Origin of the sequence: Clostridium chromiireducens, assembly GCF_003575225.1 — a bacterium.
Taxonomy (GTDB): domain Bacteria; phylum Bacillota; class Clostridia; order Clostridiales; family Clostridiaceae; genus Clostridium; species Clostridium chromiireducens.
The window spans coordinates 1-15089 of the sequence record NZ_QXDJ01000012.1 but is presented as its reverse complement, the minus strand read 5'-3'; the positions used below and the strand labels follow the sequence as shown (position 1 = coordinate 15089).

The window sequence follows — 15089 nt, the reverse complement described above, 5'->3', positions numbered from 1 at the left end:
CCCAATACTTACAAAACTAAGTAAGTTATATAGGGAGCTTTTTTATTACTTAATATAATTAATCTGAATAATATTTGTTTGTTTAAGAATAATAATTAGTGGATATTTTAATATTCAAAATTATTTTTAGGAGGACGACAAAATGAGTATGACATTAATGACTCAAAACAAATACCAAACATGTATCGATGAACGAATGCTTTAAAGCATGTTTAAACGAAGCTGACGTTCAAGCAAGAAAGAATTGTACAAGTATACTTGTAGAGTGTGCTCAAATGTGCCAAATGTCTTCATCAATGATGGCAATTGACGGGCAACATGTAAAAGAACACTGCAAGTTATGTGCGACAGTTTGCGATAAATGCGCTCAAGAATGTGATATGTTTAAGGATGACCATTGTAAACAATGTGCTGATGAATGCAGAAAAATGTCTAATATGTAATTAACTAATTATGTACAAAAGCCATTAATATATAAGGCTTTTGTATTATGTCTAACTTTCCTTAAATTTAGGTAAAATGCATTAATAAATTGTAAAAGCAACATATATAATCTTAACATATTTAGGAGGTCTTATAATTTGATTTGGCTATCATTAATACCTGCAATAATAACAATAATCTTTACTTTTAAAATTAAAAAACTCATAACATCATTATTTTTAGGAGTTTTAGCTGGTACATTAATAAGCAAAGGCTTAATTAGTGGTATTACTGCAATAGGTGAATATATGATGGATTCTATTGCTGATAAAGATAGTGCATACACATTATCCTTTTTAATCGCTTTTGGATCTTTAGCTGAATTAATAGAAATGGCTGGCGGTATTTCCGGTTTTAGCGATAAGGTAAGCAAATGGGCAAAAAGTGAAAGAGCTGTTTTAGGGTGGGCTTGGATTTTAAGCATTATAACCTTCTTTGATAGTTCATTTCACACTATAGCAGTTGGCACTGTTCTCTCTCCAGTTCTCAATAAAGTAAAAGGATCTAAAGAAAAATTTGCTTTTATTTTATCTGTAACAAGTCTTCAACTAATTTTGCTAATACCGATTGCTACTGCATATCTAGGGTATATGGTGACATTAGTCACAAATAATATTAAAGATACAGGAATAACCGAAAGTGCATATACTCTTGTTGTAAAGAGTATATTTTGGAATCTGTTTTCTTGGATTATGATACTTATATGTATTGGAGTTACATTATTCGGACTTGGATTCGACAGATTTAAAATTGGTAAAGATACAGAAGAAAAAGACGAATTTACAAAAGGGCATATAGAAAAAGAGGAACTATCCGGAAAATCTATTGAAGAATACCCTAAAAATAGTAAAAATCTAATAATACCTGTATCTGTGTTGCTTATAAGCACAATTTTCTTTTTCTGGTGGACTGGAAAGGATAACTCAGCAAGTTTCTTAGGCGCACTTAGTTCTGCTGAATTTAGTGTTTCAATCTTTTCTGGTGTAATATTTACTATATTTATAACTTCATTGTACTTCGTGTTTCAAAAAATTAGTTTAGCTGAAATAGAAGACCATATTATAAAGGGTGGAGAAAAAGTACTGTCTCTTGTAATTATACTGATACTTAGCTGGGCACTCACTTCTGTTACTCAAGATTTAGGTTTTAATAATCTTATAAGTGAAGACTTAGTTAAAAGCATTCCAAGATTCCTAATACCAGCAATCTTATTTTTAATAAGTGGCTTAATATCCTATACAATCGGGTCATCTTGGGCAACTTGGGCACTTATGATGCCTCTAGCTGTAAATTTTTCTCTTAACTCTGGCGTTAATATTTCACTAATGATAGGAACAGTTTGGGCCGGTGGTGCAGTAACAGACATAGTATCTCCACTATCTTCTCAAATGGCAGATACTTCTTTTTCGAAACATCTTACTACATCATTTCCATATGTTATATTAGGCGTTATTATTACAGCTATTGCTTACATAGCAGTTGGCTTTTTCTTATGATATGAGAAAATGCTTATATTTTACTACTTTCTATTCTACATTAAAGGTAATCCTACTTATTATATTTGCTATATCATAATTATATATTTATATTATCAATTGATATATAAATGCAGATAAATTTTGGTTGTGAACAATAAAAACTTCTTCTCCATTGTATATTTAAAGCTGAGTTCTATACAAATAATAAAGCTTCAGCAATTCAATGGGCGTTTACTAAAATTATAAAATCTAATATAAAACTCTTAATACTGTAAAGCTAGTCAAGTTTATATTTGGACATGAATAAAATCGGAGACAATACTTAAATATCGTATAAATACCGATAATAAATAGCGGTTAGATATGGAAGATTGTATCCTTAAATGCTACAATAAAGGTGAATACTAAGCGCTAAATAACCCATTAAATAAAATTAAAAATAGTAGGTAATTTTGTGCGAAACAATCTTACCTACTGTTCATTAGTAACTATTTATTTAATGTATTAATTATTCTTTGAATTAAATATTTCAACTTAAGTTCTATTCAAATAATGCAGTTGATAAATAACGTTCTCCTGTATCTGGTAGTACTACTACAATTGTTTTTCCTGCATTTTCAGGACGCTTTGCAAGCTCTGTGGCAGCATATGCCGCAGCACCTGATGAAATACCAACAAGTAATCCTTCTGTTTTAGATAATTCTCTTGCAGCTGAAAATGCTTCTTCTATCTTAATCTTTATAACTTCATCATATATATTTGTGTTTAGTACATCTGGAACAAATCCAGCACCAATTCCTTGGATTTTGTGTGGGCCAGCTTTACCTTCTGATAATACTGGTGAATCTGCTGGTTCTACTGCAACAATCTTAACATCTGGATTTTTAGATTTTAAGTATTCACCAACTCCTGTAACTGTTCCACCTGTACCAACACCCGCAACAAATATATCTACCTTTCCATCCGTATCTTCCCAAATTTCAGGTCCTGTTGTATTTCTGTGTACTTCAGGATTAGCTGGATTTACAAATTGTCCTGGAATAAATGAATTTGGAGTTTCTTCAGCTAATTCATTTGCTTTAGCTATTGCTCCCTTCATTCCTTTTGCACCTTCAGTCAAAACTATTTCAGCTCCATAAGCTTTTATTAAGCTACGTCTTTCTACGCTCATAGTTTCTGGCATAACAATTATAACTTTATATCCCTTTGCAGTTCCTACAGATGCAATACCTATTCCTGTATTACCACTAGTTGGTTCTATTATTACTGATTCTGGTTTTAATAACCCTTTATTTTCAGCATCTTCAATCATAGCTTTTGCAATTCTATCCTTAACGCTTCCTGCTGGATTAAAGTATTCCAACTTAGCTAATATGTTTGCTTTTAAATCTTTTCCCTTGCTATAGTTTGTTACCTCTAATAATGGTGTTTTACCTACTAATTCTGCTAAATTTTTATATACCTTTGACATTTTAACCACTCCATTTCATTTTAATTAGTATCAACTTAATATCCTCTGAAATATCATAAGTTCGGTTTAAGAATTTTCTTAATATTATCCCATCCCTAAAATATGGAGGAGGGGCCGAGCTTGCCCCTTGTTTGTTTTATTCTTAGACTTCTTTGATATACTCACAAAATAATAATACACAATATTTATGAAGATAATGTGTAGATTTATAATTTTTATCAAAATTATAAAATTATTACTTTATTATCTTTCGATTTTTAGAATTATATTATCCTAAGCATTGCTATAACTTAAATGGGCTACTAAAACCAAAATACCCGTTCTCTGGTATATAAACTCCTTGTTCTTTATTAATAGTATATTTCTCCATAATCTTACCTTCTGATATATTATTTAAAGCGAGCACTAATTCATTCATATCTTCTAAAGTATTATATAGTCCAAGGCTGACCCTCACAAGCCCTGGTACTTTAGATTTGTCATTATCTAAAATACTTAATCTATGTGATTGTATTTCTTCGGAACTTAAATTAAGCAATCTAAAAACATAAGGATGAGAACAAAAACATCCATTTCTAACAGCAATTCCATATTCATACGACAAAATTGCAGCCACTAGTCCATGTGATATCCCATCTATATTAAAAGCTACCACTCCTAAACGCTTTTCTTTATCAGCCTCAGTAGAACCATATATTCTTATCTTGTCTATTTTTTTGATATGATGAAGAAGATGTTTTGTTAGAAAATACTCATGTGCTTCAATATTAACCATTCCAATATCATTAATTTGTTTTATTGCAGTTGCTAAGGCCACTGCTCCCATTAAGTTTGGAGTACCTGCTTCATTTTTTGTCGGTGATTCTTCCCAATAAACTAAATCATCTGTTACTATCTTTACCATACCACCACCTACAGTATCTGGTTCTGCGGTATTAAAAAATTCTTTAGGTCCAATAACTACAGCTGTGCCAAATGGTGCATATAATTTATGTCCCGAAAAAACTATAAAATCTAAATGACTTTCATTATTATCGTCCTTTACATCTAATTTTCTATGAGCGACAAGTTGAGATGCATCTATTAATAATTTTGCCCCCACGCTATGAGCTAATTTAGCAATTTCATGAATTGGATTAATATACCCAGTTACATTAGATGCGCCAGTTACAGTTACAAGTTTAACTCTTTTACCATATAATTTTAAAAGCATTTCAAAATGATTTAAGTTTAATTCTCCATTTTCATCTATATCTATATAATGAACTTCTGCTTTTCTTCTCCAAGGGAGATCATTTGAATGGTGTTCCATACGAGAACAGATAATTATATCTCCCTCACATAAATTGAACATATTAGCAACTTTATTTAATGCTTCAGTAGCATTTTTAAGAAAAATAGCTATATTAACTTCTTTATCAGCTCCAACAAAATCCATCACGATCTCTTTACACTGTTCATATACTTCGGTTGATAAATTTGATTTGAATCCACTTCCTCTATGAACGCTTGAATAAAATTCTGAAAATTCATTAATCTTTTCCATTACCTTTTTGAATGGTGGCGTAGTTGCTGCATTATCAAAATTTATATATCTTAGTGTTGAACCACCGCTTATAGGTGCTCGTGTATCAGAACCAACAACTATATCTTTAAGATTCATTGAATTCATTAGCTACATCTCCTCGACATTAAACTTTTTATAAAATATAAGCTACATCCTAATCGTAAACTTATTATAATCATAAATTGTGTATATGATATGTTGATTATTCTTAAATTTGATTTAGAAATAATAAGAAATTTATTTATCCCCTGTGTTTTTTAATAAAAGACTCCTCATAGTTAGAAATATCCGTAACTATAAGGAGTCTGAGTCTTTTGAATTATTAATTAATCTTAGTATCACCTTTAGATTAATATTAAGTTAATTAATATTTTTATTAGATTCTGTTACTTATAATAATTTCTTTCAACTATTATTAATGACAGCATCCACCGCCACCCTTAAATGTTCTATAAATTATAAAACCAACAACAGCAATTATTAATATTGTAGCAATCATTTTCCTCATCCTTTCAATTTATTATCATTTGAAAATAATTCTTATTATAACTCAAAATTATGTAGATATTATGAATGTAATAATTATTAGTTGCTCTCACTAAAATATTTCATACTACTTTTTTTGAGTTCTTTTGTACTATATAAAACTTTATATTTACTAATATTAATTGTTTCTGATATCCTTTTTATATTATTTTCACATTCCTCTTTAGTTTCACTATGAATCATAGTAAAAAGATTGTAAGGCCAATCCTGAAAAGTAGGACGCTGATAACAATGAGTAATTTCTGTGAAATAACTTAAAGTTTTTCCAATCTCATCTATTTTATCTTCTGGAACTATCCAAACTACCATAGCATTAGCGTTATAACCTGATTTTCTATGATATAAAATTCCACCAACTCTGCGAATTATTTGTTTATCATATAATTGTTGAATTTTTGTTAATAATATTTTTTCTGAAATTCCTAATTCCTCCGCAATTATCTTATAAGGTTCTGGTGATAGTGGAATATCCTCTGATAATCTTCGAATTATTGCTTTTTCCAGTGAATCAAACATCAGTTTTTCCTCCCTCGCTAATATTAAAGGTAGCTTTAAGTTTGAAAAGTTTAATTGCTGGTAAACTAACTATATTATAAACTCCAGTTTTATTTTTTATATTTGATATAATTTCTCTCATTCTTTCGCTAGAATGTGCAATTATAGTAAACCACATATTGTAGTCATCATTCCTTATATAATTATGAGTAACTTCATCATAACTATTAATTACTGAACTTACTAATTCAATTTTTGATTGTGGAACACTAGCAGCACATAAGGTACTAGAATATCCAAGCTTTTTTGAATCAAATATTCCTCCAATTCTACGAATATAGCCTAACTCTTTCAATTTTTTTATTCTGATTATAACATCGTTTTCCGAGATACCAAGCTTATGTGCTAAAATCAAAAATGGCCTACTATCTATATCTAGACCCTCTTGTATAATGCTTAATAAATTTCTGTCTATATCATCCATATATCTACCTCATCATATCTAAATTACAAAAAGTAACCATTAACTAACATCTATTGCAATTTGTATATACACACGAAGAATCTTCCGCCATATAATTTCCTTCATGATAGTATGCCGCCCTAGCTCTACAGCCTCCACAAATCTCTTTATGCTTACATTCCCCGCAAACACCCTTATACTCTTGAGTTCTAAGCTTATTAAAGACTTTACTATCTCTCCAAATTTCACTAAAAGGAGTTTGCCTTACATTCCCTGCTACTTCCTTTAAATATGCACAAGGCTGCACATCCCCCCTTGGACTTATAATACAATAGCTTATTCCAGCTAAACAGCCTCTGCTAAATCTAAGTTTCATGCCAAGGCTATTGGCAATTCTTAAAAATTGTGGTGCACAGGTAGGCTTTATCTCTATATTAACTTGTTGTTTCTTTTTCATAATTGCTGTTAATAATTCTTCATACTCATTAGCCTCTAAAATTTCTCTTTCAATACTTTCGCCTCTCCCTGTTGGAACTAAGAAGAATGGATAATAAGCTGCCGCTCCCATAGCAACAGAAAAATCAATAATATCTATTGCCTCCTCTTTATTCCAGTTCATAACTGTATGATGAATTTGAAAAGACAGTCCTGCGTCTCTACAATTTTTCATGCCATATAGTGCATCTTTCCACGCTCCATTATATTTTCTAAATTTATCGTGTTTGTTTCCCTTTAAGCTGTCTAGACTTATGCCCACTGCTTTCAATCCTGATTCTACCAATTTTTCAGCAACCTCTTTTGTTATAAACATACCGTTACTTCCCAAAACAGGCCTTAATCCTATTTTAGCTGCATAACTTATGAGTTCATAAATATCTTTTCTCATTAGAGGTTCTCCTCCAGAAAAAATCATAATCTTAAAGCCTGCTTTTGCAATTTCATCTAACAGAGCTTTTCCTTCCTCAGTTGTTAATTCCCCATTATCTTCTACACCAGCATTTCTATAACAATGATCACAATATAAGTTACATCTATTTGTAACATTCCAAGACATTATCATTAATTACATCCTCCTTGTAATTGTGAATTAATTAATCCTTAAATTAAATCTATTCCCTCTGAAACTCCTATTTCTTTATTAGTCAAATAACATGCAGGATCTGATGCCCAAAAATCACCTGTTACAGCCTCAGCCCTAGCTCTAAAGTTACCATTACATACTGATATCCATTTGCATTTACTACAACGACCTTTAAGTAATGACTTTCTATCTCTTAACCCATTTAAAATTGGATGTTCACTATTTTTCCATATATCAGAGAAACTATTATTCTTAACATTCCCAAAACTATAATTCCATGTAAATTGATCAGAGTGAACATTCCCCATAAAATCAACATTAGCAAAAGCCATTCCTGATCTATTACCTCCATTTAGTTTTAATAAATTTAGAATCCTATCAGCCAAATGTGGATATTTTTCTAGTGCTCTTAGATATAGGTATACTGCATCTGCATGATTGTCTACAGTTAAAATTTCAACATTTGTCCCAAACTCTAAAGTTTTTTCCATAATTAAATTCATACATTCTCTTGTTTCTTCTTTTGTAATGTCTTCATTTATCATTTCATTACCACGTCCTGAATAAACTAAGTGGTAAAAGCATACTCTCGGAATCTTTTCTTCTTTAATTAACTTAAAGATATCCTCTAATTGATCATAATTATGGCGATTTATAGTAAATCTAAGTCCAACTCTTTGTTCAATTTCTAAGCAATTGCGAATTCCCTTTAAAGCTTTATCAAAACTGCCTTTAGTTTTTCTAAACTCATCATGTTTAGAACCAATCCCATCTAAACTAACTCCAACATAACCAACATTTAAATCTTTTAATGACTTGCAAACATCTTTTTCAAGTAATGTTCCATTAGTTGAAATTGTATTTCTGATACCATATTTATTAGAATGCTCTATGAGTTCAAAAATATCACTTCTTATTAATGGTTCTCCTCCTGAAAATAATATTACTGGAACCTTAAATTTTCCTAAATCATCTATAAAGATTTTTGCCTCTTCTAAACTTAATTCTCCATCATATTTTCTATTATCTGATTCCGCATAACAATGCTTGCATTTTAAGTTACATGTTTTTGTACAATTCCAAACGACTACAGGACCTACTCCTTGATTTACACCATGTTTTGCATGAGCCGCACCTTTAACATAACGCAGTTTATCTCCAAAATTTTCTGAATCACATAATAATTTAGTTATTCCTACCATAATTAACTCCTTTTACTTCTAGTCCTATACTTAATTGATAATGAAATTATAAAATATGAATATAATCTTTTATTATAAAAATTTTAACAAATATTTATGTAGATTCTATAAAGATTATGTTCAAACTTCATAAACTTTTATGTAAATAATATAACTATACAATACCAAATATATTTACATCTGATATATTTAATAAAGTTTGAACATAAAATTCACTTTAATGCATGTTAAAATTTCTATGCTTATATGATACATAGAAGCATAGAAATTTTGATAAGTATTTGTGTTATTCTGGTTTATTAAACGTATCATTTGGATTTGGAGTATAATTAGATTCAAAACCTTCGTATTCAACTTTCTGCATCATTCCTGCTGCTGCATGATGAAGTTCATGACAGTGTTGTACCCAATTTCCTGGATTATCAGCTTTGAAAGCAATAGTATAACTTTCATTTGCTTTTATCATTAGTGTATCTTTCATCATTTGTGCACCTTTTACTGGTTCTCCATTCTTAGCAATTACCTGAAAGAAATGTCCATGAAGATGCATAGGATGATCTACATTACTTTTATTATTATAAGTAATTTTAACAATATCATCTTTTTTTAACTTGAGTGATGGTAACTCACTAAAAGTATCACCATTAATAGTATATTGAAGAGTTCCTTCTTTTAAACCAACTCCTAAGTCAATATTGTAATTCTTATCATAACTTTGATCTAAATTATATGCATTAATTAACGACTCTCCATAGTTTGCCAAGTCAAATTGTTGAAGATTTAAATTATTTTCTTCTATATATTTTCCGGTTCCACCTACTATGTTTACAGGAATTTTTATTTGTTCATTAAACTTATTGCTATCATGAAAATCTATATAAAAATTATCACTACTATTAACCTTAAACTCAATATCATATCTTTCTCCAGGAGATATATTAATAATATTATCTTTTATTACTTGTGCTCCATTTATATCCTGACCATCAGTACTGATGACCTTAATATCTGTCCCTGGTATATGAATTCCATGAGATCTATAGCCCGAATTAATAAATCTAAGTCTTACAGTATCTTCCTTGTTTACATTCAACGGCTCAACAAGTTTCCCCGATTTCCCATTTACTGTATAGATATTATACATGCTGTTCATTTCTTCTTCTTCCTTAGCACTTGCTTCTTCTACATTTTGGGCTGTGTTATTTGATTCATTCATCCCAGCCATGCCATCAGAATTTCCCATCCACTCATCTAATATTAACGTAAAATCTTTATCAGGTTTTTCCTTATCTTTAGGTTCAACAATTAATGCTCCATATAAGCCTTTATCAACTTGTTCGGCACCTTCTTGATGTGAATGATACCAATAAGTTCCTGGAACATCAGCTGAAAATTCATAAGTAAAGCTTTCTCCTGGCTTAATAGCGTCCTGATTAAGTCCTGGTACTCCATCCATTGCTGAATTTAATGGATATCCATGCCAGTGTATGGTTACTGGATTACTTAAAAGATTTTTTAATTTAACTTGTACAAAATCTCCTTGAGTAACCCTAATTTCAGCACCTGGCACTGTCCCATTATAAGTCCATACAGGTATATTAATACCTTCTTTTATTTGGAGATTATTCTCTATTGCTACAAGGTCAAACTTTTTTATGGGCTGCCCTGGTGATGGCTTAATAATATTATTTGCATATTCATGTTCATTTACTGATAAATTTTGATTCTGCTGTTTTGATTCAGTATTTTGAATCTTTTTCATGCTAACATTTTGATTAAGATACACCGCTATCGACATTCCTGCTACAATAAATGCAATAAAAGATAAAATAGCATTTTTCTTCTTACTCATATTCACACCCCTATATAAATTATTAATGTAAGATATATTCTTATCTGATGAATATCCACTGTAACACTTCCACGATATATCAAACTCCTCTTCCTAAAGGCAGTTGATTACTCATAAAGTAAGCGACCATCATCAAATCATAGATTCGAGATATCTGCTTAACCGATTCACACTAAATCAAGTTTCACTTTATATTAAAAGAAGTAAACCTCAAGGTTTACTTCTCTATCTCATAAATTACATCATACCCATTCCGCCGCCGCTGCTCATGCTTCCGCCGCTGCTAGCACCATTGCTCATGTTACTATTTTGATTTTGAGTATTATTCATTTGAGATTGTTGCATTTGTGATTGAAGTTGATTTAATTGATTTTGTATATTATTTAATTGTTGTTGGATGCTTGTACTATTATTTGTGCTATTCATTGTACCATTCATAGACGCTTGTCCATTCATTGACATTCCACTTTGCATGCTGTTATTACCCATATTGTTATTGTTCATATTATTGTTAGTCATTCCTGCTTGCATGTTATTGCTATTCATTCCGTTTTGCATACTGCCATTGCCCATAGTTGAATTACCCATATTCATATTTGATTGTTGATTTGAACTCATTCCATTCATACCACTCATGTTCATTCCTGAATTAGTTGTTGAAACAAATCCCAATAATACTCCACTTATAACTATTCCTGCTAATGAAAAAACAGCTAATTTAAACCATCCATTCCCATTCATAATAATTCCTCCTAATTTCTTATCAAATTTTATATTAGTTAAAATATTTTTCTTATTTTCGCTACTCTTAGATGCTACTTTGCTTTGGACTTTATTATTTCCTTTGAGAAAGAATTTAATTAGCGCCCATACTGCCAGCCCTGAGCCTGCAAATAGAAGAAGTAATAATACTTTCATATATAGTTGGCCTAATGCTCCTAATATATCCATATCTTTTTCACCTACTTTATCCAAACTATAGCAAGTATAATAGTTCCGCCTATAATAAAGGGAAGTAAAAGAAATATTATACTTGTTGTCATAATGCCCATATTATATACAGACGAAGATTTATCCTGATGATGGCTGTCCATTTCATTAGTGCTCTGCTCAGCCCCTTCATTTCTCATCAAATCATATATTGTAATATTGGATAAATGCATTGTTTTCATCATATTTCCCATACTGCTATCCATCATTTGTGACTTAGGCTTATAAGGCGAACTCCATAAGAAAAATAAAATCAAAATTGTTGCTCCTGTATAAAGTAAAGCCAATCTCCAAAAATTCAATTTTTTCTTATCAAACATCCTTCTTTCCCCCTTGCCTAAGTCTTATAATAAAACCTATTACTATACTTACTGCAATGATAGGCACAAGCATGAAATATGAATATGCAATTATATTTCTTAGTGTACTATTTCCTTCTACACCCATTGCGATTCCCATTATAGAATTATCCATTGCACTCATCATTCCTGACATAAACCTCATAACTTCATTTTCCGAAGGACCAGGTTTGAATATAGAAATAATAACTCCACTGGCAAGAAAGAAGAAGAAAGTAGCCATAAACCAGACGAAAATTTTAAACCATGGTTTTTGTACCATAAAAACTGCTCCCTTACTTTTCTATCTTTTTACTAGTTGATTTCTTTGGCCATAAAAGAATATGACATTTCTTATATATATGCCATATAATGCTTGCTAAAAATATATACGAGACATATTCATGTATAAATAAAGCAAATGAAACAAATGGCATTTTATACTCCATGCAAACCCAAATTATTGCTCCAGTAATTATTAAAATAAGTGTCATTATAAAAGTGAATAGCTGATATCCCTTCTTCCCTATAATAAACCAAGGCAAAGGCCTTTGATCATTTTTTATATTTTTATAAATTTCATAGATTATAGAAATAAGAGTTATTATAACAAATGCTCCGGCAGATACTCGATGTATATAATCTGCTGATGCAATGTCAAAGTTAAGCAGCCATCCGTACTTAGCGCCTACCATCGCAAAACCACTAATTGCTAGTAATGCCCATACTATTGCATAAAGCCAGTGCATTACAAAATCAAATCTAATATTCATGTTGTTAACCTCTTAAATCACTTGAATTGCTTGTATCCACGTCCTCTGTATTTTTGTTGTCTTTTACTTCTGTTCCACATACAGGACACGCTTTCCAATCATTTTTTAATTCTGTATCACAATTTTCACATATCTTTTTTTCAACCAAATTGCTGGCATTTGCTTTAACATAAGTTTGTTTATAATGCAATATTACGCCTGTAATTAAGCCTACAAAAGATACTGCAAGTAATATTTTCACTAATGTAATAATTATTGATAAAATACTAAAACTATAATTATTATTTATAGCATTATTTGTTGCCTGAGTTGGCATAATGGCCATTAATATTACTAAAAATCCTAGAGCACCTATTATTATATATAACGGATTGCTTTTAATTTTATTCAAAAGCTCCACTAGTGACTCATTATTTGCTATCGAACCATTAATCATACGATTTTTAATAAATTTCACTGCTACAATAATTACAGCTATAATTAATATAATTATTAAAATTTTAATTAGTAAAGATATAATGTACGCTAATGTAGTGTTAAGATTATATCCTCCCATTTGAGTCATACCATGTTCCATTCCAGTCTGCGGGGCTCCAAACATTATATTAAATACAAACCCAAATGCAAAAACTCCTAATAATAATACAGCTATCGTCTTTAAGATAGGATCATTTTTAATTAATTCCCACATAAAATATCTCCTCTCTCCATCTTTAATTTAAATTTATTAATACTTTATTTAGCTTCTTTAGGTTTAAGAAGTCTTCCAATAAAACCAAAAATGCTTACTATAAATATAACTATAAATGTTATTAATAATATATTGGCTACAGTTGATAAATTCATATTTCCAAATATACTACTTGATGATTGATTCATTTGAGACATATTCATTGAATTTTGAGAATTCTGAGATAAATTTCCTAAAGATACAGTTTGTTTTGTAAAATCATCATTTAATTTACTTAGACCACCCACTGCTTCAGCTAACTTATAAACACTTTGATGTATTTGTTCCATTCTATCTCTATCATATACAGCTCCATCTTTAGATATATATGGATTAACATTTAGTAAAGTACTTGCATCATTAATATACGTTAATGCTTCAACTAACTTAGTCTTATTTTGTACAGTCATATAATATTGATTTTGATAATATTGTGACGCATTATCATAATTTACACCAGCTTGTTCCATTTGTACATCTACATTATCTTTTAATTGATTAATAAGCTGCATACCTACAGATATCTTGTACAACCCATTATGCAATTCTTGCATTTTATTAGGATCATAAGTTGTTCCCATATTTTCCATTGCATTTACTTGATTATTATTAGTATTAGTTATTGTATTGTTAGTAGCTTGTCCCGAATTGGTGTTAGCATTATCTTGACTTTGATTCTTTTCATCAACTGCATAAGGATCAAGAGTTAAAATTTGTAATGTATCATTTAGTATTTTTACACTCTTATCTAGTTCTTCTTTATCCTGTAATACTGTATTTACTTGATTTGTAACATATTGAGGAATAGCTTTTTCATTGTTACCACTACCACTCATGTTCATTTGGTCTTGTGAAGAAGAGTCACTGCTCATATTCATTTGATCTTGGCTAGAACTACTTTGGTCACTTTGTGAACCCATATTCATACTCATATTCATGTTCTTATTAACCATTAGCTTATAACCTAAGAATCCTACTCCACCGATAATTATTAATACCAGAAAGAAGCTTAAAATTTTACTAAAAAAATTGCTTTTTGATGCCATTTTTTTTCCCCCTTATAATTATATTAATTGGAATACTTTGTTTATATGTATATAATACACTCATAATATGTAGATTTTATGAAGATTACTATCTAATTTCTGATAGTATAAATTTCTAATAAATATAAAATGGTAAGAACCCAATAGTTTTCTACTGGGTTCTACCTTATAACTACATCATTCCATTCATCATGCCCATGCCGCCTTGCATTTTCATTCCTCCCATCATTCCCATATTTCCTTGCATATTATTCATTCCATTCATCATTCCCATATTTCCTTGCATATTATTCATTCCATTCATCATTCCCATATTTCCTTGAGAGTTCATTCTACCTTGCATTTGCATATTATAGTTTTGATTCATATTGTAACTATTTTGACTGAATGTTTGTATACCTATTAATAAAACAAAACTCAATATAGCACCTCCTAAAGACACAACTACTAATTTAAACCATGCATTATTTTTCATAATTACTTCTCCTCCTGATTTGTTTTATTTTCTATTAATTCTATATTTTTATCATAGCTATAAAAATTATTTTCTACATCATTAACACTTACATAATAA

15 protein-coding genes and 1 pseudogene are annotated in these 15089 nt (G+C 30.2%); 2 read left to right on the top strand and 14 right to left on the bottom strand.

Annotated elements, in window-relative coordinates; genetic code table 11:
* Positions 1-142 precede the first annotated feature (142 nt).
* Both D2A34_RS26060 and D2A34_RS26055 read left to right on the top strand, forming a co-directional pair.
* Positions 143-443: pseudogene (locus tag D2A34_RS26060) on the top strand (four-helix bundle copper-binding protein).
* 138 nt (positions 444-581) lie between these two features.
* Complete coding sequence (locus D2A34_RS26055; RefSeq protein ID WP_119368301.1) at positions 582-1979, top strand: Na+/H+ antiporter NhaC family protein; 1398 nt, start codon at positions 582-584, stop codon at positions 1977-1979.
* A gap of 523 nt (positions 1980-2502) precedes the next feature.
* Here the strand turns inward: D2A34_RS26055 and cysK are convergent.
* From cysK to D2A34_RS25985, 14 genes are all read right to left on the bottom strand, one after another.
* The gene (cysK, locus tag D2A34_RS26050) at positions 2503-3432 is read right to left on the bottom strand and encodes a cysteine synthase A (protein ID WP_119368300.1); all 930 of its coding nucleotides are present in this window, start codon (positions 3430-3432) and stop codon (positions 2503-2505) included.
* Between the two features lie 283 nt (positions 3433-3715).
* Positions 3716-5104, bottom strand: a complete 1389-nt coding sequence (locus tag D2A34_RS26045) for an aminotransferase class V-fold PLP-dependent enzyme (protein WP_243128399.1) — start codon at positions 5102-5104, stop codon at positions 3716-3718.
* Between the two features lie 480 nt (positions 5105-5584).
* The gene (ahbB, locus tag D2A34_RS26040) at positions 5585-6061 is read right to left on the bottom strand and encodes a siroheme decarboxylase subunit beta (RefSeq protein WP_119368299.1); all 477 of its coding nucleotides are present in this window, start codon (positions 6059-6061) and stop codon (positions 5585-5587) included.
* A complete protein-coding gene (gene ahbA, locus D2A34_RS26035) occupies positions 6054-6524 on the bottom strand; it encodes a siroheme decarboxylase subunit alpha (RefSeq protein WP_119368298.1) in 471 nt (156 codons plus the stop codon). The genes ahbB and ahbA overlap by 8 nt, the downstream gene beginning before the upstream one ends.
* A gap of 43 nt (positions 6525-6567) precedes the next feature.
* On the bottom strand, positions 6568-7563 hold the full coding sequence (nirJ2, locus tag D2A34_RS26030; RefSeq protein WP_119368297.1) for a putative heme d1 biosynthesis radical SAM protein NirJ2: 996 nt from the start codon (positions 7561-7563) through the stop codon (positions 6568-6570).
* 38 nt (positions 7564-7601) lie between these two features.
* The gene (nirJ1, locus tag D2A34_RS26025) at positions 7602-8786 is read right to left on the bottom strand and encodes a putative heme d1 biosynthesis radical SAM protein NirJ1 (protein ID WP_119368296.1); all 1185 of its coding nucleotides are present in this window, start codon (positions 8784-8786) and stop codon (positions 7602-7604) included.
* Between the two features lie 286 nt (positions 8787-9072).
* On the bottom strand, positions 9073-10638 hold the full coding sequence (locus tag D2A34_RS26020; RefSeq protein ID WP_119368295.1) for a multicopper oxidase family protein: 1566 nt from the start codon (positions 10636-10638) through the stop codon (positions 9073-9075).
* Positions 10639-10875: 237 nt separating this feature from the next.
* On the bottom strand, positions 10876-11589 hold the full coding sequence (locus D2A34_RS26015; RefSeq protein WP_147357758.1) for a hypothetical protein: 714 nt from the start codon (positions 11587-11589) through the stop codon (positions 10876-10878).
* Positions 11590-11600: 11 nt separating this feature from the next.
* Positions 11601-11948 carry a hypothetical protein gene (locus D2A34_RS26010; RefSeq protein WP_119368293.1) on the bottom strand — a complete coding sequence of 116 codons (348 nt, stop codon included), beginning with the start codon at positions 11946-11948 and terminating at the stop codon, positions 11601-11603.
* Positions 11941-12249 carry a hypothetical protein gene (locus D2A34_RS26005; RefSeq protein WP_119368292.1) on the bottom strand — a complete coding sequence of 103 codons (309 nt, stop codon included), beginning with the start codon at positions 12247-12249 and terminating at the stop codon, positions 11941-11943. The genes D2A34_RS26010 and D2A34_RS26005 overlap by 8 nt, the downstream gene beginning before the upstream one ends.
* 13 nt (positions 12250-12262) lie before the next feature.
* Positions 12263-12739: a cytochrome b/b6 domain-containing protein gene (locus D2A34_RS26000; RefSeq protein WP_119368291.1), complete on the bottom strand. Its 477-nt coding sequence runs from the start codon at positions 12737-12739 to the stop codon at positions 12263-12265.
* Positions 12740-12743: 4 nt separating this feature from the next.
* Positions 12744-13430: a zinc ribbon domain-containing protein gene (locus D2A34_RS25995; protein WP_119368290.1), complete on the bottom strand. Its 687-nt coding sequence runs from the start codon at positions 13428-13430 to the stop codon at positions 12744-12746.
* Between the two features lie 44 nt (positions 13431-13474).
* Positions 13475-14515, bottom strand: coding sequence for a hypothetical protein (locus tag D2A34_RS25990; protein ID WP_119368289.1), 1041 nt, complete (start codon positions 14513-14515; stop codon positions 13475-13477).
* A gap of 172 nt (positions 14516-14687) precedes the next feature.
* A complete protein-coding gene (locus tag D2A34_RS25985) occupies positions 14688-14990 on the bottom strand; it encodes a hypothetical protein (protein ID WP_119368288.1) in 303 nt (100 codons plus the stop codon).
* Between the last annotated feature and the right edge of the window lie 99 nt (positions 14991-15089).